We start from the raw sequence: 18,907 nt of genomic DNA, 5'->3' as shown, positions 1-18,907 counted from the left end.
GACCGACGACCCGATCTCGGCCTGCCGGAGGTCCGACATCCGGCGCTCGGGGCGGGAGAATGGCGGCCAAAGGTCCTCCGGCCTTGCGAACTTCCACATCAGTCGCGGCGATCCGTCAGCATCGCCGCCGCGCGGCCCTTGACCGGGGCGCCGCCCCTGAGCAGGGTCCGCTGAGCCGGCATCCGACCCTTCGATGCCGCAGCGGACGGGCCCAAGCGCCGGACTCTATGACACAGTTCACCCTCGACGACCTTGCCGCCCTGGTGGACAGCCGAGCCGGCCAGCCCCCCGACAGCTCCTACACGGCAAAGCTTCTCGCCGAGGGGCCGGCCAAGGCGGCCAAGAAGCTCGGGGAGGAGGCGGTGGAGGCGGCGATCGCCGCCGTGCAGGGCGACCACAAGGCCCTCGTCTCGGAGGCCGCGGACGTCCTTTATCACCTGCTCGTGACCCTGAAGGCGGGGGGCGTTCCGCTCTCCGACGTGATGGCCGAGTTGCAGCGCCGCACGGCACAGAGCGGTCTGGCCGAGAAGGCGGCGCGGAGGCACACGTGATCGGGGCCCCGATCCCGTCGTCCGGGATCGAGCCCGAGGAGCGGCAGAACCCGGTGACCGGCGAGGGACCGGGGCGCCTCTCCCCCTACCGGATCTTCTCCCGCGACGAGTGGGCCCAACTGCGTGCCGACACGCCGCTGACGCTCACCGCCGAGGATATCGGCCGGCTGCAATCGCTCAACGATCCGATCTCCATCGAGGAGGTCGTGGCGATCTACCTGCCGCTCTCGCGCCTGCTCTCGCTCTACGTCGCCGCCACCCAGGGCCTGTTCAAGGCGACCCAGCGCTTCCTACTGGCGGAGCGCGAGGCCAAGGTCCCCTACATCATCGGGCTCGCCGGCTCCGTCGCCGTCGGCAAATCAACCACGGCCCGGGTGCTGAAGGCCCTGCTGGCCCGCTGGCCCAACACGCCGAAGGTCGATCTCATCACCACCGACGGGTTCCTGCACCCCAATGCCGAGCTTCAGCGCATGGGGGCGATGGAGCGCAAGGGTTTCCCGGAGAGCTACGACAGCACGGCGCTGCTGCGCTTCCTGGCGGACATCAAGGCCGGGCATCGGCGGGTCGCCGCCCCGGTCTATTCCCACCTCGTCTACGACGTGGTGCCCGGCGAGGAGCAGGTGATCGAATCGCCCGACATCCTCATCGTCGAGGGGCTGAACGTGCTGCAGCCCGCCCGCCTGCCGCGGGACGGCACGGCGATCCCCTTCGTCTCGGACTTCTTCGACTTCTCGATCTATCTCGACGGGCACGAGGACGACCTGCACCGCTGGTACGTCAACCGCTTCCTGCGCCTGCGCCAGACCGCGTTCCGCGATCCCCTCTCCTATTTCCGCAAATATGCCGAGGTGACCGAGGCGGAGGCGCTCGAGATCGCCGACCGGCTCTGGACGTCGATCAACCTGCCCAACCTGCGCGACAATATCCTGCCGACGCGCCAGCGTGCGAGCCTGATCCTGGCCAAGGGCGCGAGCCATCGCATCGAGAGTGTCGCCCTGCGGCGGCTGTAACGGCGGAGCCCACGACTCCGGTCGGGGCCGGTTGCATCGGCGCTTGGTATAATGAATGACGGCGCCGAGGCCGGGTTCGGCGCGGGCGGCCTTCGGGCCGCCGTTTTCTTGCCCGAGGGGACCGAAATGGACGCCAATTTCTGGGCCGCCCTCGCGGGCATCATCTGGATCGATCTCCTGCTCTCGGGGGACAACGCCGTCGTGATCGCGATGGTGTGCTCGCGGCTGCCCCCGGCGCAGCGACGGATGGGCATCATCCTCGGCGCCTCCGCGGCGGTGGGCCTGCGCATCATCTTCGCGTTCTGCGTGGCGTGGCTGATGGCGGTGCCGGGCCTGAGCCTGATCGGCGGCCTGTTCCTGCTCTGGGTCGCGGCCAAGCTCGTGATCGATCACGGCGCGGAGGACGAGGAGGCGAAGGCCAGCACGACGCTGCTCGGCGCCGTCACCACCATCGCCATCGCCGATGCCGGCATGAGCCTCGACAACGTGCTGGCCATCGCCGCTTTGTCCCACGGCAACATCTACCTCATGGCCTTCGGCGTGCTGCTGTCGATCCCGATCGTCATCGCCGGCAGCGCGCTGATCTCGGGCCTCCTCGCGCGCTTCCCCATCCTCATCTGGGCCGGCGCCGCCCTGCTCGGCTGGGTCGCGGGCAGCATCATCGCCTCGGACAGCTACGTGAAGGCCTATGTGCCGATGGACGAGCACGCCCTGCACTATGCCTTCGCCGCCGCCGGCCTCGCCATCACCGTGGCCCTCGGCCTGCTGATCCGGCTGCGTCACGCCCGCACTGTCCGGGCCTGAAACGCTCCGGCCCCGTCGTCGCGAGAGCCATGGGCGGCTCGTCCGCGTTCGTCCGAGCGCTCGGCCCGGACCCCTCCCGTCGAGCGGGGGGGCATCCGCCGGGCCCGGCATGGAGGCGCAACCGAGCCGCAGGGCTGGCCGTCGAAGAGTTGCGAAGGGCTGTTGAACGGCTCAAGCACGCTTGAGGCGTGAGCGTCGAAATGTGCCGGGTACCCCATCGCCGCCCGATTCCAGCGCATCCACGGTTCATGAGATGCCGATGGCACTGCCCGGTCCGCATCGGTGCGAGACCTGGACGGCTTAGGATCAGTAGGATGCCGCAGCGGTGATGGCTTCAGGCGCACCACGCAACCCGAGAGACAGGCTGTCGGCGATCAGGTGATCGAAGCAATCGCTCGAAGATCACCCAGCAACAATCGGTCATTCGGCGATTTTCAAAGCACATCTCTCCGTCTCGATGAGAAAGAGAGTGGTGCGGCCAAGAGGACTCGAACCTCCACCCCTCGCGGGACTAGCACCTCAAGCTAGCGCGTCTACCAATTCCGCCATGGCCGCCCTTGCCGCCGGTCCGTCTGGCGGGCCGGCATTTCGTGTGGGCGGCGCAGCGGATAACAGAAGCTTGGGGCCGGCACAAGCGCCGGATCGCTTCTTTGTCCGCGAGCCGCCCGTTCGGCCGATCAGGCCACGGGGTCGGCCTGCTCCAGCACCGGCACCGCCCCCTCGCCGATGGTCACGCCGGGCGTGCGCACGACCTCCGCCTTGCGGATCAATTCCGTCACCTCCACCGAGATGCGGTTGCCCGTCACCACGATCTGCCCGCGGGCGATCGGGTGGTCGTTGGCGAGGATCTCGACCATATCGCTGTCGGTGGCGTCGAGTTCGATCACGGCGCCGCGGCCCATGCGCAGCAGCATGTGCAGCGGCATGTGGCTGCGCCCCAGCACGACCTTGAGATCGACCTTCAGTTCGTCCAGGACCGCCACGCGCGCATGCTCCAGCTCGACCGCTCGGGGAATCCTTCACGAGGGATGGTGAAGCCTTGGTAAACGACGCCCCCGTTCCCCCCTCCCCCCGGCTCGCGACGGCGCCCGCCGCCTTCCTGCCGCGGGCCGGTGCTCCGCCCGTGATGTGGCGCGTCTCGGATGCGCCTGTGCCCTACGACGAGGCCGTGGCCGCCATGGAGGCGCGGGCGGCGGCCATCGCCCTGGGCGAGGCGGACGAACTGGTCTGGCTGCTCGAGCATCCGCCGCTCTACACCGCAGGCACCTCGGCGAAGGCGGCCGATCTCGTCGAGCCGGAACGTTTCCCGGTCCATCAGACGGGGCGGGGCGGGCAATACACCTATCACGGGCCGGGCCAGCGCATCGCCTACGTGATGCTCGACCTCAACCGCCGCCGGCCGGATCTCAGGGCCTACGTGGCGAGCCTGGAGGCGTGGCTGATCGCGTCGCTGGATGCGTTCAACGTTCGTGCGGAGCGGCGCGAGGACCGCGTCGGCGTCTGGGTCCGCCGGCCTGAGAAGGGACCGCATGTCGAGGACAAGATCGCGGCGATCGGCATCCGGGTGCGGCGCTGGGTGAGCCTGCACGGGCTCAGTCTCAACGTCGAGCCGGACTTGTCGCATTTTTCCGGCATCGTGCCCTGCGGCGTGCGCGAGCACGGCGTCACCAGCCTCGCCGATCTCGGACGCATCGTGAGCCTGCCCGAGGTCGACATGGCCCTGCGCGCGGCCTTCGAGCCGATCTTCGGCGAGACGCGGGACGAAGCGTAGATCTGGGATCGCAAAGGGATCATCCCTTTGCCGGGGTATCGGGGCAAAGCCCCGGTTTCCCTCCAAAGCCAGGGCTCCGCCCTGGACCCGCGAAAGGACGTGTCCTTTCGAAACCTCGCATTCAGGCGTCGGCGGTGGCCGAGGGCACCGTTGCGACCGGCGGGAGGGCCGGGGTCGCGCGGCGCAGCCGCAGCGCCAGTCGCAGCACCGGCAGGACGAGACGGGCGAGGCGGATCTGGCCGGGCAGCTGGCGCGGCATCAGCGGGCGATAGGCGAGGCGCGGGCTGGCGCGGTCCACCGCGGCGACGATCTCGCCGACCCGCGGCAGGGCGGCGATGCGGTGGGCCTCCGCATCGGGGATGGCGAGGCGGCGCGCCCAGGCGAGATCGTGGGCCAACCGGCCCTGCCCGTGCAGGCGGCGCAGGCGCGCGCGCCAGGCGTAGCGGTGCAGCGCGCGGGGCACCGCCTCCATCCGCGCGTCGCAGAGCGCATCCGGCTCCTCGCAGCGAGAGCGGATCGTGTCGGCCACGCCCCCCGGTGCCCGGCCGGTGAGACGGGCGGAGATCCACACCATCACGGCCCGGTCGTGGCGGACGCGAAAGCCCTGCTCCAAGAGCGCGGCGACGAAGGCGCCGTCCTCGCCCAGGGGAATCTCCGGCATGCCGCCGACCGCCCCATAGGCCGAGCGGCGGACGGCGAGGGAGGCGCCGATGGTGGTGCGGTGGCATGGCCACGGATCGGACGGATCGGGATCGATGCGCGCTTCCATCTCGGTGATGAGCGCGTCGTAGGCATCCTCCAGCCGGCCGCGGGCGGGCAGCGAGGGCGGCAGCAGCGCCGCCTCTTCCGGGATCAGTTCGACCCGGCCGGCGACCGCATCGGCGCCCGCATCCAGGGCGGCGAGATTGGCCGCGACCCAGTCCGGCGGCACGCGGCTGTCGGCGTCGGTGGTCAGGAGCGTGCCCGACGCTCCCACCTCGTCGAGCCAAGCGGCGGCGGCGTCCATCGCGGCCCGGCGGGCCCAGCCGGCATGGGCGCCCGCATAGGTCCGCTCGATCACCCGCACCGGGAGCGTGAGGCGAGGCAGAAGGTCGGCGACGATGTCCGGCGTGCCGTCGCTGCAATTGTTGAGGAACAGCACGAGCCCGAGACGCCCCGGCGCGAGGCCGGTCTGCGCATCGATCGCCCGCAGGCAGGCCACGATCCGTTCGGCCTCGTTGCGGACAGGCACGGCGATGACGGTGTCGAGAACGGAGGGCACGCAGGGGCTCCGAGAGGATCGGCCGAGGGCGACCGGCTTTTCCGGCGAATCGCCGATGGTCGTGCGGCGGTTCTAGCCACGCTCGATGAACCGGGGCTGAGGGACTTTGCCGCGGAAACGGCCAGGCCGCGCCCCGGTTTCATGGTTACCCCGGTCCCGCCGCTTCCGCGCCTCCGGGCGAAAAGCTCGCCCTCCCCTCGCCGCTCCATCGCACCGCCCGCGGTGGCGGCCCCGCACGGATGCCGCGACCATGATCCTCCTTTACGGCGCCGTCCTCATCGCCGGCATCGCCAACGCGATCCAGCCCGGGCAGACCACACAACTCGCCAAGTCGCTCGGAGAGCCCTTCACCGCGGGGCTCATCTCGATGTTCGTCGGCACCCTCGGCATGTTCACCATCGGCTTAATCTCGGGACATCTCACGGTGCCGAGCGCGCAGCAGGCGAGTCAGGCGCCCTGGTGGGCCTGGATCGGCGGCTTGGTCGGCGTCGGTCTCCTGATCGCGCAGCTCTTCGTGGCGCAGCGGGTGGGGGCGGCGCCGTTCCTGGCCATCCTCGTGACCGCGGGCGTCGTCACCTCGATCGCCCTCGACCATTTCGGTCTCGTCGGCTTCGAGGTCCATGCGGCCGGGCCGATGCGTCTCGTCGGCGGCGGCCTGATGATCGCAGGCGTCATGCTCGTCGCCCTGTCCTGAAGCCGCTGCAGACGCAGCCGCTGGCGGTCTTGTCGCGGTCGATCGCCAGGTCGAGCGGTCAGGACCCCCTCTCGCTGGTCCGCTCCCAAGCGGCGCGGCCCGAAGCGCCCGCCGCACCGTTCCCTCCCGCGAGAGGCGGACGGCGTACCCTCAGTCGAAGGGGTCGGACGGGACAATTTCCAGTCCGGTCAGAGCTGCGCTTCGAAACGACCGCAGAGGCGATCACAACATCGTATAGGCGGGCTCATGGCCTGGCCGGGAACGCGTGAGGCCATCCGCACGCTTGCGCCGGGATTTCTATGACAGACGAAAGAGTTCGTCGTCGGACCGGCGGTTCGGGCGCGAAGCACCAGCGCCTTTCAGAAACCCGACCGACGCGGCTCATCTGCGTTGAAAACTCGTTTCCATCCGAATCCAGCAAGTTTCCGCGCCGTGCAGCGTTCGGGCTTCACTTGCGGGAAGAGATTTCCTGAGGCTATCGTGTGGTTGTGTTCCGGCCTTGCCCGCCGACGGATCGCCGACCGGCGGGACGCTTCGCGGGTGTTCGGCCTGGGCCTTCGGAAATGCCGGCCTTCACCGCTCGGACCCACCCGCGTGTCGCTCGCACCCCTCTTCGACGCTGGCCCCGGAACGGCCGGCGAGCAGGTTCAGTCCGTGCTGCAGGCGGTACGCCGCCATCTGGCGATGGATGTCGGGTTCGTGTCCGAATTCGTCAGCGGACGCCGCGTCTTCCGCTTTACAGACGGCCAAGCGTCCGGCCATCCGATCACGGTCGGCGCGTCCGATCCGCTGGACAAGAGCTTCTGCTACTACGTGGCCCGCGGCATGATGCCGGAACTGATGCACGATGCCGGCGAGGATCCGACCGCACTCCAGCTGCCGGTCACCCACGATCTTCCGGTGGGGGCCCATCTCAGCGTGCCCCTGCGGCATTCCGATGGGACGACCTACGGCTCCGTCTGCTGTTTCAGCTTCACCCCCGATCGTTCGCTCACCACCCGCGATCTCGGCCTGCTGCGGCTCTGCGCGGATCTCGTGGGGACCATCCTGCAACGGGAACGCTGTGCCGCTTCCGAATGGGAGATGCGGCGCGCACGCTTGAACGCGGTGATCGAAGGCGGCGCCATCCAGATCGCCTATCAGCCCATCTACAGCCTCCGCGATGGCCGATTGAAGGCCTTCGAAGCCCTCGCGCGATTCCCGGATGAGCCGATGCGCGGGCCGGAGGCGTGGTTCGCAGAGGCCGCCCAGTTCGGTCTCGACGAAGCCCTGGAATTCCTGGCCGCCGAACGCGCCCTAGCCGCATTCGCTTGGCTCGATCCCGGGCTCAAGCTCACGGTCAACCTGTCGCCGGCGCGGATCGTGAGCCCGCGCTTCCCCGAATTGTTCGCGGACGCGCCGCTCGACCGTATCGTGCTCGAGCTGACCGAGCATGCGGGCGTCGAATCCTACGATTGGCTGCGGCAGGCGCTGGCGCCCCTGCGGGCGCAGGGGCTGCGGCTCGCCATCGACGATGTCGGGGCCGGGCATTCGACCTTCCGGCACGTGCTCGAACTGTCGCCGGAATACATCAAGCTCGATATGAGCCTGATCCGCGCCATCGACCGTGATACGGCCCGGCGGGCGCTCGCTGAATCCATCACCGCCTACGGTCGTCGCACCGGCTGCGAGGTCGTGGCCGAGGGGATCGAGACGCCGGCCGAGTTCGCGGCGCTCCGCGACATCGGTGTGACCTGTGCCCAGGGCTACCTGCTCGGCCGCCCCGTCGCGATCGAGGAGGCGGTGCGCGTGCCGGAAACCGCGCTCTTCCCGGACGAAGCGGCCTGAGCGGGGCCGACGCCGGAGGGGCGGAGGCGATGTGCGCCTCCACCCTTCCGAAACCCGTGCGGGGGTATTACTAAAGGGTTCTCCTGCCGGATCGTCCCCGCTTGCCCGTCGCCCTCTCCGGCGACTCGAAGGGGACGTTTCCAGGCGGGTCCAGCAACTGTCAGACACGTCTCGCCATGACCGCGCCGCGCACTCTCTACGACAAGATCTGGGACGACCACGTCGTCGATGTTCAGCCGGACGGCTCCGCCCTCCTCTACATCGACCGGCACCTCGTGCACGAAGTGACGAGCCCCCAGGCCTTCGAGGGACTTCGCGTGGCCGGCCGCAAGGTCCGCGCCCCGGGCAAGACGCTCGCGGTCGTCGATCACAACGTCCAGACCTCGGACCGCTCCAAGGGCATCGAGGATCCGGAAAGCCGCACGCAGCTCGAGGCGCTCGCCGAGAACGTGCGCGACTTCGGCATCGAATTCTATGACGCCCTCGACCGGCGCCAGGGCATCGTCCACATCATCGGGCCGGAGCAGGGCTTCACCCTGCCCGGGCAAACGATCGTCTGCGGCGATTCCCACACCTCGACCCACGGCGCCTTCGGGGCCCTCGCCCACGGCATCGGCACCTCGGAGGTCGAGCACGTGCTCGCCACCCAGACACTGATCCAGCGCAAGGCCCGCAACATGCGGGTGACCGTCGACGGCACCCTGCCGCCGGGCGTGACCGCCAAGGACATCATCCTGGCGATCATCGGCGAGATCGGCACCGCGGGCGGCACCGGCCACGTCATCGAATATGCCGGCGAGGCGATCCGCGCCCTCTCGATGGAGGGGCGGATGACGATCTGCAACATGTCGATCGAGGGCGGCGCCCGCGCCGGCATGGTCGCTCCCGATGCGATCACCTACGAATATGTTCAGGGCCGGCCAAAGGCTCCGAAGGGCGCGGCATTCGACGCGGCGCGGCGCTACTGGGAGAGCCTCGCCACCGACGAGGGGGCGCATTTCGACCGCGAGGTGCGGCTGGACGCGGCCAATCTCCCGCCCATCGTCTCCTGGGGGACGAGCCCGGAGGACGTGGTCTCGATCTCCGGCACGGTTCCGGATCCGTCCGCCATCGCCGACGAGAACAAGCGCCAGTCCAAGGAGAAAGCCCTGGAATATATGGGCCTGATTCCGGGTACGCGCATCACCGACCTGACGCTCGACCGAGTGTTCATCGGCTCGTGCACGAACGGGCGGATCGAGGATCTGCGCGCTGTCGCGCAGATCGTCGAAGGCCGGAAGGTCCACGAGGGGGTCTCGGCGATGGTGGTGCCGGGCTCCGGCCTGGTGAAGGCGCAGGCCGAGGCCGAAGGGATCGACCGCATCCTGAAGGATGCGGGCTTCGACTGGCGCGAGCCGGGCTGCTCGATGTGTCTCGGGATGAATCCCGACAAGCTCCGGCCGGGCGAGCGCTGCGCCTCGACCTCGAACCGCAACTTCGAGGGCCGCCAGGGACCGCGCGGGCGTACCCACCTCGTCTCCCCGGCCATGGCCGCTGCGGCGGCCGTCGCCGGCCGCTTCGTCGATATCCGCGACTGGCGCGGCTGAGAACGCCCCGCGCCGATTGCAGGGTGACCCTCGGCGCCGAGGGGACGCCTGAAGACGAATGGGCGTGCCGCGCGGGGCCTCGACTGTTCTTCCCGCGCGGCATGCCGTTGGGTGAGAGCCACGCGCGTCTGCCGTCCCGGCGCAGCGGTTCAGCTTTTTGCAAACCGACGCGAAACAGCGATTGACGCCTCGGCCGCCGCCCCCTAAACGAACCCCATCGCCGGTCGGACACGACCCGGCGCCCAGGTGGCGGAATTGGTAGACGCGCTGGTTTCAGGTACCAGTCTCGCAAGAGGTGAAGGTTCGAGTCCTTTCCTGGGCACCATCAGCTGGCTAAGCCGCTGAGTTACCAAAGCAAACAACAGTATCAGCGATTTAGGGCTGCCCGAGTAGTACTAACGGGTGGTGCAAATGGCGTTGGTGACGACGCGTTCTTGGTAGCATCCTAAAAATGGCGTCTACCATCTGCGGCGGGCTGTGCCAGCGGATTGTATAACGCGCGTCGGCAAGCATCAGGGCGTGCGTGACGTGCCCCTACTCTCACAGCTTGTCGAATTGGGGTTTCCGACATTCTCGGAGGCCACACCGAATGAGCGGCTGTTCTTCGTCCCATACGTAGAGGGCGGGATCGCTGGCTTGAGCGAACCTTAGCCGTTCAGATGCGTTACCGGCCGACGCCTGAGTTCGTGGGCGGTTGGACGATCGTGCGACGATGCCCTGGATCGAGTTGATGACGACCGTGCGTGCCGAGATTGCGGCTGCAGAGCACAGGGCATCCATACAAGCCGGGACGGTGCGGACCTTGTTGGTGACCGAAAGCGACACCGCAAGGGCCGAGCAAGCGTTGTTCCACGAATTGGACGGCTTGGCGCGCCTACGCGGGCGGCTACAGACCCTTGAGGCCTTGAGGGGTCGCCCTCTCAACGCCCGGAAGGTCGTTTCACCGGATGGCGTCGGCGCCGTGAGATCTTCATGATGGGGTGGAAAATGGTCAAGCGCTCCTCACCTGTCTGCGAGGTCAAGGTCGAGGGCACGTGGCTCCGCGTCCCTGCCGATGAGGCGCATCGAAATCATCGGGAAAGGCCGAAGCGGTGTCCGTGTTGCCACGGCATGGTCATCACCGCCGGCAGCTACACGAGCGAGCCCAGGATCAGCCTGCAGCATCGCAAGCTGCATGACGGTTGCCGCCTGATACCGCGCCGTTTCAACGGGACGGAGGCTCTGCACCCTGAAGCTTTGGCATAGGGCGTGTACGGCTCCTTGGACAGATTGGGCATCCTCGAGATGATGACGGCCGCGGGGTAGAAATGGGACGCGCGGGTTGGGGCAGGGTTGATCCCCGGCTAACCCATCCTCGGCATGGTGGCACCGAGCCACGTCGCGTATCGGCTCAGCGTCGTGCGGACACGACACGCCCCGCCAGCCCGTGAGCAGATCGGGCGGCGGGGCTGGGGCTTCCATAAGGCGCAGTTAGAAGGCAGCGGCCTGCTTCACCCGATCGTCGGCGGCCGGAACCTTCCACTGGACGGCGCCGGGAAGGGCGTAGCCACCCTGACGGTGCACCGAGCCGGTGTCAGTGGCGAGCCCCTGGGTCTCCAGGGTGAGGGCACCAACCGTCTTGGTGTTGTCGACGCTCGCCGGCTCGCCCGCCAAGGCGCCGGTGGCGAGGAGGGTCAGCGCCAGGCCGGCGGCGGCCCGCGTAATGATCTGCTTGGTCATGACATTCAGCCTCTTCATTTTCTTGCGGCGGGGCGCCGTCGCTTCGTGAAGAGGAATGTGCTGACAGTAGCCTCATGAATCAAATTGGCAGTTTTCATAATATGGATCGATGCTCTGCATAATCAGCGGTCGATAAGGTCCATAGAGTCGAATGGGATGCGGTTCGGCCCGTTTCGTTGAGACCGCCCACGAAAAAAGGGCCAGCCTCTCGGCTAGCCCTTTGCGAGCTGACGCGGTGCGACGCCTTATTCGGCGGCGGTCATCTCGGGGGTGTAGTGCCCGCACCAGTCAGACGAGCCGACCACTGGCCACAGGCCGTGGGCATCCGGGCCAGGCTGGTTGACCGGCGGGTTGAAGCGGCACAAGCCCTCATCGTGCTGCGCGACCGCGCCGTTGACCTTGTGCTCGTCGAAAAACTTGCAGCTCTCGCACTTGGCGTTCGCCATGGGGATGCTCCGGGAGTTGGTGGGCGGACCTGCCACCGCAATGCGAATTAGAACAGATCCAATCTGCAGATCTAACCGACAAGCCGTCGGTCGGTTCCCGCACCTGTCCCTGCGAAGCGAACAGAAGATCGGCCTAGGACCGATCCGCTCCCGGTGCGTGGTCCGCCCTTGCGGCATGGCTGCTGGGCCAGGACGAGAGCGGACGGATGGGAGTGCGGCAGCATAAGCCTGAAGGTATCATCGCCCAGCTGCGGCAGGCACACGTGCGGATCGCGCAGGGTCGGAGCGTCGTGGGAGAATGGCTACGACGAAAGCTTAACGCGCGTCAGCGGAATGGAATCTCAGGTGGTGAAGTGTTCTGCACCCTGATGGAGGCGCAGACCTGACCGAGATTTGGCGGCATCACGACAACACAGTCAGGCCGTACGGCGCGCTGTGTTGCCGCCCGCCGGCCCCGGGGAGATTGCTGCCCGCTTCCACGCCTTGGCCGGCTGCGCTCACCCCATAGGCTCCGCCGGCCAAGCGGCCCGTGGAGCAGGGACCAGCCCTGTTTCAGCTCTGTGACTCGGATGGCCCCGTGGGGACCGATCACGGCCGCTCCTCAACGCGTCTCGAGGCGACTGGCAACCGTAATATTTGCCGAAATACCGCGATCGTCTCGATGAATATCGCGCAGCATGCCTGTCGTCACTTTGGCGCCGACGTGATTGTGATAGAGCCATATCCCGTCCAGCCGCCGCCGGTAGCTCGGTTCTCCGCCGACTTCGGTGCCGATGCTCATGCCGGAGCCGAGGCCGAAGGCAAACAGACCGCGGATGACGCGTCCGTCGTCGCGCATCGGGCGCCCGACATCATCGGTCGTCAGGCCGTGCTCATCCTCCGCCAGCCGCAACGGCGCGCCGGCAGAGTCCCATAGCAGCGGGAGCCGCGGCCGGTAGCCGAAGCAGGTGATGATGGCCGCCACGTCGCTGAGATCTCCGGTGGCGCCGGGGGCGCTGCGTCCGATGGCGACGTGCCTGGGCTCGATCGCGATGCGGTGCCGATCCAACCGCTGCGTTTCGAAGACTTGGCGCGCCACATCGGCGGTGCGGAAGCGTAGGCCGCCGAGTCGGTTCACCCGGCCGCTGAGGGGGCAGACGTCCTGCTGGACATCGACGTGCTCGCCGAAGGCCTGCGCCTGCGCGACATCCCGGTAGTAGAAGCGCGGGGGCGAGCGATGGGCGAGGACGATGCGTGCGAGGCCCAACCTCTCGGAGACCGGCGCCAGCCGCTCGATCACCGAGAAGGCGCTGTGCGAGCTTCCGGCGACGACGAGGGTGCGCCGCGCCCCGATATGGGGTGAGAGACGTGCGAGCAGATCGGACTCGGAATACTGCAGAATCGGGTCGGAATGCAGGACCGGCACGTTGCCGGGCGGGACGCCGTGGAGGAGATCCCGTAGACTCGCGCCGCTCTCGTCGGCCTGCGTCCCACCGAGGTTCAAGACGAGGGTAGCGACCCGCGCGCTGACTTGCTCGCCGGAGCGCGACCGCAGCACGAGATCGAACATTCCATCATCGCGCACGGTGACGGCCTCGATGCGATGCTCGCGCCGCAGGGCGATCCGGTGGCGCTGCGAGAGGTCGGAGACGAGCAATTCGGCCGCGTCCGACAGACATTCGGAAACGAGATCGAGGTCCGGTGCCTCTCCCCTCATGCGTTCGAGCCGCGCGATGGTGGAGGATCGCTGTCGCAGCCGCGTCATGGCCGCCGGAAGGCGCTCATCGCAGACGCATTCCAGGATGACGTCCGCGAGCGTGTTCGACGGGATCTTGTAGCGTGACAGGCTCCCGCTGCCGAGCGAGCGACCGCGCTCGATGATCAGGACGCCCCGAGGGGCGACAGCGGTGAGAGTGCCGCTCTTCGCCAAGCTGAAGAGCAATCCCGAATTCGCCGGCCCGAAACCGCACAACGCCAGGGAGAAGTCTATGGGCTGCATGGCTGGCCCTCTGTCGAGAGATGGATTTGGCGTGGAACCGGTGTTCGGTTGGGGCGAAGTCAGGACCAAGCGATATTGCTCCCGGTCCGGGGCGTAGCATGCGATCGTTATTGTTATTATGGGAACAGGTTCTTCAAAATGGCATCTTTTACAATGCCTACAGACAGTTTGGTGTCTGACCTGAACTCTACGATCGCTCACTGCGCGATACGAAATCGATAAATCATTAGTCCGGTATGTGGGGGTAAATATTGGATATCAGTCGCGCAAATTGGTTGTAGCCAGAATTTCCACCGAGCCTAGGGCGATGCCCTCACGCTGGTGCGCCCAGTGTTGGCCGCTATGGCGCTGACGATCCGAACACCAACGGATTCCCGTTCTGAAAGCATTAGTACGCAATGGTACATTTCCAGAGCAGTAGCATCCTGATGCATCCATTGCAGCTTGAACGATCATCACTAAAAATCGATCGAAGTCGAGGTGGCTGATCTCTGGATCGCGCATCGTTGATCGGGCTGCTTGCGAGTAATCTCGATATCGAAAATCGATCTGCATTTGAGGATCATTCTCGATCGGCTTCAAAGCTGGGAGACTGGTTATGGCGAAGCGTGTTCTCGTGACAGGTGGTGCGGGGTTCATCGGCTCGCATCTGTGCGAGCGGCTCCTGAGGGAGAAAAACGAGGTACTCTGCGTCGATAATTTCTATACGGGCTCGCGCAGCAACGTTGCGGAGCTTCTCAAAAATCCTTCCTTTGAAATCCTCCGGCACGACGTGACTTTCCCCCTCTACGTCGAGGTGGACGAAATATACAATCTCGCCTGTCCGGCATCTCCAATTCACTACCAGCGCGATCCAGTCCAAACGACGAAGACGAGCGTGATGGGCGCCATCAACATGCTCGGGCTGGCGAAGCGCCTGCGCGTGCGGATCCTTCAGACTTCTACAAGCGAGGTCTACGGCGATCCCGATGTCCATCCGCAGCCTGAGGAATACCACGGCCGAGTCAACATCACCGGCCCACGGGCTTGCTACGATGAGGGCAAGCGCTGCGCCGAGACCTTGTTCTTCGACTATCAGCGGCAGCACCGGCTGCCGATCCGGGTCGCCCGCATCTTCAACACCTACGGACCGAACATGCATCCGCAGGACGGGCGCGTGGTGTCCAATTTCATCATCCAAGCGCTCACCGGGCAGCCGATCACCCTGTACGGCACTGGTCGCCAGACCCGCTCGTTCTGCTACGTCGACGATCTGGTCGAAGGGCTCGTTCGGTTGATGGCGATGGAGTGCCAGACGGCTGCGCCGATCAATCTCGGCAACCCGATCGAGATCACCGTCGAGGAACTGGCGCAACGCATCATCGCGCTGTGCAACTCGCGTTCGGTCGTGGAATATCACCCCCTCCCCCAGGACGACCCGATGCAGCGGCGCCCCGACATCGCGCGGGCGACCGAGCTGCTGCAGTGGAAACCCAGGGTGCCGCTGGACCGGGGATTGCAGCGCACGATCGCCTATTTCGAAGCCTTGCTGACGCGTGGCCGGTCGGCCGTACTCCCGCTCCAGCAGGCCAGCTGATGAGCGCGTCGATCTCGTCCATACGCGTCAACATCCTCGGCGTCGGCATCAGCGCGATCGACATGGAGGATGCGGTCGCCACCATCGATCGCTGGATCGATCAGCGGCAGCGACAGTTCGTGTGCATCACCGGCGTGCACGGCGTCATGGAATGCCGGCGCGACATCGAGCTGAGGGGTATCCTGCGCGCGGCCGGGCTGGTCACTCCGGATGGGATGCCCTTGGTTTGGATGGCGCACCGGCTCGGGTTCGATCGGGTCCGCCGGGTCTACGGGCCGGACCTGATGCGGGAGGTCAGCTGGCTCTCTCAAGAGCGCGGGTACCGGCACTTCTACTTCGGGGGCGGGCCCGGGCTGGCCGACGCACTCGCGGCGCAGCAGCGCGCAGCCTATCCCGGCATCCAAGTCGTCGGGACTTTGAGCCCCCCCTTCCGGCCCGCGAGCGAGGCGGAGGACGAGGCGATGGTGCAGGCGATCAACGCGGCCAAGCCCGACATCGTCTGGGTGGGTCTCAGTACCCCGAAGCAGGAGCGGTGGATGAGCGCCCACCGCGACCGCATCGAAGCTCCCGTCATGATCGGCGTCGGGGCCGCCTTCGACTTCCTCGCTGGAACCAAACGGCAGGCGCCCCTCTGGATGCAGAGGAGCGGTCTGGAATGGGCCTTCCGGCTCGCCTCCGAGCCGCGGCGGCTTTGGCGCCGCTACGCCACGATCGTTCCGAGCTTCCTCGTTTTGGCCGGGGCGCAACTGGCCCACCGGCGTGGCGCGGTCCGCATCAGAGGTTAGGCAGCGGTGCCGGCAAGGCGACGTCGGCTGCCCGCCGGAGGGTCGCGCGCCCTTCCACCACGGGGTTTCCGGGGGAATTGCGATTCCCGTCCGACGTGGCACCCAAACCTGTCTTCCGTAGAGCAGGCGTACCACCCCAAAAACCGACGGTATTACGCTCAGGTGCGGAGAGTAGCGAAAATGGCTTACTACCCCTAATCCATAGCAAAGCGCCAATGATTATAGATACATAGTCTTGTTATTTGAGCCCGAGGAGATGCCAAATGTCTGATAGGCGAGCACTCGTAACCGGCGCCGGTGGATTTATTGGGCACCACCTAGTAAAATTTCTCAAGAGCAAGAATATCTGGGTTCGAGGTGTCGATATTAAGCGACCTGAATACGAAGATTCGGCCGCGGACGAGTTTTGGGTCATGGACCTTCGCCAAGCGGAATCCTGCGCCATGGCGGTTGCCGGTGTCCAAGACGTCTATCACCTCGCCGCCGACATGGGGGGCATCGGCTACATCACCGGCTCTCACGCCGACATCACTCTCAACAACACCAAGATCAACGTTCATATGATCGATGCGGCGTGGAGGTCAGGCGCCGAGCGGTTCCTGTTCTCGTCCTCAGCCTGCATCTACCCCCAATACCTGCAGCGCGATGCCGATGTGACGCCGCTGAAGGAAGACGATGCCTTTCCGGCCGATCCAGAGGAGGGATACGGTTTAGAGAAGCTGTTCATGGAGAAGATCTGCCAGTACGTCACTGAAGATCACGGCTTCGAGACGCGGGTGGTGCGCTTCCACAACGTCTACGGCTCGCTCGGGACCTATGACGGCGGCAAGGAGAAGGCGCCCGCCGCGATCTGCCGCAAGGTCGCCCTGAGCCCGGACGGTGGCGAGATCGAGATCTGGGGCGACGGCCTTCAGACACGCTCGTTCATGCATGTCGACGATTGCGTTGAGGGCATCTATCGGATCATGGAATCCGGCTACCATAAACCGCTGAACCTCGGGACGGACGAGCTGATCTCCGTCGACGGCCTCGTCGATCTCGTCAGCGACATCGCCGGCAAGCACCTCTCCAAGCGCCATGACCTGTCGCGCCCCCAGGGCGTGCGTGGGCGCAACAGCGACAATGGACGGCTGCGGGAAGTCCTGGGGTGGGAGCCGCGCATCCTGCTCGCGGAAGGGCTTGTGCCGACCTACCGCTGGATCGCGTCGGAACTCGGCGTACCGTCCGAGCCCGCGCAGGCGATCTCGGCCGTCGCGGCGGAGTAGCCGCGCCCGCATCGTTCGGCGCGGCCTCATGCACGAAGCTGGCGCCCAGGTCCGGGATTCCGGTTCCGGGCCGCCCGCCACGAACGCCGCACGCGTACGGAGATGTCGTGACATGAGCACGTCCGCCGCGAAGTCGCAGATGGACGCCGTCGTCCGCCCATTCATCGTGCCGGATCGGCAGGCCCTCGCTGCGCGGGCACCGCCAGGATTCGCGCGGCGCCTCAAGGTGATCGCCGTCCTGGCGGCCACCGACGCCGCGGCTGCCGCGGTCGCCGTCCTCGCCGGGTCCGTCCTGACGGGAATGGACTGCTTCGGCGGGTGGGACGTCGTTGCAATGCCTGTTCTCGCCTGCGTAGCCTTCGCAGCCGTCGGGCTCTACGACGGCTACGGGCCCGGTCCCGCCGAACGGCTGCGCCTTCGCACCCGCTGCGTGTTCGCCCTGACGATGGGCTGCCTCGTTTTCTCGGCTGGGCTCGGAGCGACGTCGGCGTCGGTCGCAGGCCTCGCTCTGACCGGGCTTCTCCTTCTCGTCGCCGGCTTCTACGCCGAGGTCGCGGCCCGGACGTTCCTGATCCGGCGCGGGCTGTGGGGCGGTCGGACCGCGATCCTCGGCACCGATGCCTGCGGCGTCGTCCTCGCCGATACGCTGCTATCGCAGCCTGAACTCGGCTTGAAGCCGATTGGCTTCGTCCTCGATGCGTCGGGCGACCCGGGTGAGGCGGCGCGGACGAGATTGCCGATCCTGGGATCGATCGGCGACGCGACGCAGCGGGACGACATCGAGGTCGCGGTCGTGTGCTCCTGCACCGAACTCGTCCTGAACGATCTCGCCGGCTCCGGCCCATTGCCGTTCCCCCGAGTCGTCGTCGCTCAACAGACGCAGGATCTCCAGAGCCTCTGGATACAGACGCGGACGCTGGGCAGCGGGCTCGGGCTCGAATTGCGACGCGATCTCTATCGGCACCGCAACCGGCGCATCAAGCGGATCGTCGACCTGATGCTGGCCTGGCCCGCCCTTCTGATCGCCGCACCCGTGATCGCAGCGGTCGCGGTGACGATCCGGATCGTCGATCCCGGTCCGGCCTTCTTCACGCATCAGCGGGTGGGGCGGCAGGGCCGTCTGATCCAGGTTCTGAAGCTTCGCAGCATGTACGGTGATGCGGAACATAGGCTGCGGGACCATCTCGCCGCCGACCCCGAGGCGCGCAACGAGTGGCAGCGCTACTTCAAGCTCACCCGCGATCCTCGGATCCTCCCCGGCATCGGCCATTTCATCCGCCGCACAAGCCTCGACGAGCTCCCGCAGCTCTGGAATGTCGTGCGCGGCGAATTGAGCCTCGTCGGACCGAGGCCGTTCCCGTCCTACCACTACGAGGGCTTCGACGCCCCTTTCCAAGCGCTCCGGCAGAGCGTCCCGCCGGGCCTGACCGGACTATGGCAAGTGTCCTCGCGCAGCAATGGCGACCTGTCCGTACAGAAGAACCAAGACAAGTTCTACATTCACAACTGGTCGATTTGGCTCGACTTATACATCCTTCTCGAGACGATCCCCGCCGTCATCGGCGGCTCCGGCGCGCGATGAATCGGTTCGCGCAAGGCGCGGCCTCTCTCCTGGAAAACGGTGATGAAGATCC

18 protein-coding genes and 2 tRNA genes are annotated in these 18,907 nt (G+C 66.7%); 13 read left to right on the top strand and 7 right to left on the bottom strand.

Annotated elements, in window-relative coordinates:
* Positions 1-227 precede the first annotated feature (227 nt).
* From MFF26_RS11200 to MFF26_RS11190, 3 genes are all read left to right on the top strand, one after another.
* Positions 228-551: a phosphoribosyl-ATP diphosphatase gene (locus MFF26_RS11200; protein WP_137831528.1), complete on the top strand. Its 324-nt coding sequence runs from the start codon at positions 228-230 to the stop codon at positions 549-551.
* Positions 548-1,561: a type I pantothenate kinase gene (gene coaA, locus MFF26_RS11195; RefSeq protein ID WP_137831529.1), complete on the top strand. Its 1,014-nt coding sequence runs from the start codon at positions 548-550 to the stop codon at positions 1,559-1,561. Before MFF26_RS11200 ends, coaA begins: the two co-directional genes overlap by 4 nt.
* Before the next feature lie 126 nt (positions 1,562-1,687).
* Entirely contained in the window at positions 1,688-2,365 is a 678-nt protein-coding gene (locus MFF26_RS11190; protein ID WP_137831530.1) for a TerC family protein, read from the top strand.
* A gap of 470 nt (positions 2,366-2,835) precedes the next feature.
* On the opposite strand, the gene MFF26_RS11185 is transcribed toward MFF26_RS11190, so the two are convergent.
* Both MFF26_RS11185 and MFF26_RS11180 read right to left on the bottom strand, forming a co-directional pair.
* A tRNA-Leu gene (locus MFF26_RS11185) sits at positions 2,836-2,920 on the bottom strand.
* 122 nt (positions 2,921-3,042) lie between these two features.
* A complete protein-coding gene (locus MFF26_RS11180) occupies positions 3,043-3,348 on the bottom strand; it encodes a FliM/FliN family flagellar motor switch protein (RefSeq protein WP_137831531.1) in 306 nt (101 codons plus the stop codon).
* A gap of 143 nt (positions 3,349-3,491) precedes the next feature.
* Between MFF26_RS11180 and lipB the strand changes: the two genes are divergently transcribed.
* Positions 3,492-4,136, top strand: coding sequence for a lipoyl(octanoyl) transferase LipB (gene lipB, locus MFF26_RS11175; protein ID WP_238308027.1), 645 nt, complete (start codon positions 3,492-3,494; stop codon positions 4,134-4,136).
* Positions 4,137-4,257: 121 nt separating this feature from the next.
* On the opposite strand, the gene MFF26_RS11170 is transcribed toward lipB, so the two are convergent.
* On the bottom strand, positions 4,258-5,397 hold the full coding sequence (locus MFF26_RS11170) for a glycosyltransferase family 2 protein (protein ID WP_238307988.1): 1,140 nt from the start codon (positions 5,395-5,397) through the stop codon (positions 4,258-4,260).
* Positions 5,398-5,647: 250 nt separating this feature from the next.
* On the opposite strand from MFF26_RS11170, the gene MFF26_RS11165 reads away from it, so the two are divergent.
* The 5 genes from MFF26_RS11165 (at position 5,648) to MFF26_RS26715 (ending at position 10,749) form a co-directional block, all read left to right on the top strand.
* Positions 5,648-6,091: a DMT family transporter gene (locus MFF26_RS11165; protein ID WP_137831062.1), complete on the top strand. Its 444-nt coding sequence runs from the start codon at positions 5,648-5,650 to the stop codon at positions 6,089-6,091.
* Positions 6,092-6,685: 594 nt separating this feature from the next.
* Positions 6,686-7,918 carry a sensor domain-containing phosphodiesterase gene (locus MFF26_RS11160; protein ID WP_238307987.1) on the top strand — a complete coding sequence of 411 codons (1,233 nt, stop codon included), beginning with the start codon at positions 6,686-6,688 and terminating at the stop codon, positions 7,916-7,918.
* 176 nt (positions 7,919-8,094) lie between these two features.
* The gene (gene leuC / locus MFF26_RS11155) at positions 8,095-9,504 is read left to right on the top strand and encodes a 3-isopropylmalate dehydratase large subunit (RefSeq protein WP_137831060.1); all 1,410 of its coding nucleotides are present in this window, start codon (positions 8,095-8,097) and stop codon (positions 9,502-9,504) included.
* Positions 9,505-9,744: 240 nt separating this feature from the next.
* Positions 9,745-9,829, top strand: a tRNA-Leu gene (locus MFF26_RS11150).
* 647 nt (positions 9,830-10,476) lie between these two features.
* A complete protein-coding gene (locus MFF26_RS26715; protein ID WP_505744334.1) occupies positions 10,477-10,749 on the top strand; it encodes a hypothetical protein in 273 nt (90 codons plus the stop codon).
* A gap of 225 nt (positions 10,750-10,974) precedes the next feature.
* Here MFF26_RS26715 and MFF26_RS11145 read toward each other — a convergent pair whose 3' ends face one another.
* The 4 genes from MFF26_RS11145 to MFF26_RS11130 form a co-directional block, all read right to left on the bottom strand.
* A complete protein-coding gene (locus MFF26_RS11145) occupies positions 10,975-11,223 on the bottom strand; it encodes a hypothetical protein (RefSeq protein ID WP_137831054.1) in 249 nt (82 codons plus the stop codon).
* 245 nt (positions 11,224-11,468) lie between these two features.
* Positions 11,469-11,669 carry a hypothetical protein gene (locus MFF26_RS11140; protein ID WP_137831053.1) on the bottom strand — a complete coding sequence of 67 codons (201 nt, stop codon included), beginning with the start codon at positions 11,667-11,669 and terminating at the stop codon, positions 11,469-11,471.
* Positions 11,670-12,270: 601 nt separating this feature from the next.
* The gene (locus tag MFF26_RS11135; protein ID WP_137831052.1) at positions 12,271-13,647 is read right to left on the bottom strand and encodes a hypothetical protein; all 1,377 of its coding nucleotides are present in this window, start codon (positions 13,645-13,647) and stop codon (positions 12,271-12,273) included.
* Positions 13,648-13,905: 258 nt separating this feature from the next.
* A complete protein-coding gene (locus MFF26_RS11130; protein ID WP_137831051.1) occupies positions 13,906-14,202 on the bottom strand; it encodes a hypothetical protein in 297 nt (98 codons plus the stop codon).
* 43 nt (positions 14,203-14,245) lie between these two features.
* Between MFF26_RS11130 and MFF26_RS11125 the strand changes: the two genes are divergently transcribed.
* The 4 genes from MFF26_RS11125 (at position 14,246) to MFF26_RS11110 (ending at position 18,855) form a co-directional block, all read left to right on the top strand.
* Positions 14,246-15,223 carry a UDP-glucuronic acid decarboxylase family protein gene (locus tag MFF26_RS11125; RefSeq protein ID WP_137831050.1) on the top strand — a complete coding sequence of 326 codons (978 nt, stop codon included), beginning with the start codon at positions 14,246-14,248 and terminating at the stop codon, positions 15,221-15,223.
* Entirely contained in the window at positions 15,223-16,008 is a 786-nt protein-coding gene (locus MFF26_RS11120; RefSeq protein ID WP_238307986.1) for a WecB/TagA/CpsF family glycosyltransferase, read from the top strand. The genes MFF26_RS11125 and MFF26_RS11120 overlap by 1 nt, the downstream gene beginning before the upstream one ends.
* A gap of 263 nt (positions 16,009-16,271) precedes the next feature.
* Complete coding sequence (locus MFF26_RS11115; RefSeq protein WP_137831048.1) at positions 16,272-17,273, top strand: NAD-dependent epimerase/dehydratase family protein; 1,002 nt, start codon at positions 16,272-16,274, stop codon at positions 17,271-17,273.
* Between the two features lie 112 nt (positions 17,274-17,385).
* Positions 17,386-18,855 (top strand): exopolysaccharide biosynthesis polyprenyl glycosylphosphotransferase, encoded by a 1,470-nt coding sequence (locus MFF26_RS11110; protein WP_171015551.1) that lies wholly within the window; start codon positions 17,386-17,388, stop codon positions 18,853-18,855.
* Positions 18,856-18,907: the final 52 nt, after the last annotated feature.

This window comes from Methylorubrum suomiense (assembly GCF_022179765.1).
Classification (GTDB): domain Bacteria; phylum Pseudomonadota; class Alphaproteobacteria; order Rhizobiales; family Beijerinckiaceae; genus Methylobacterium; species Methylobacterium suomiense.
This window is presented reverse-complemented; position numbering and strand designations above follow the sequence as displayed.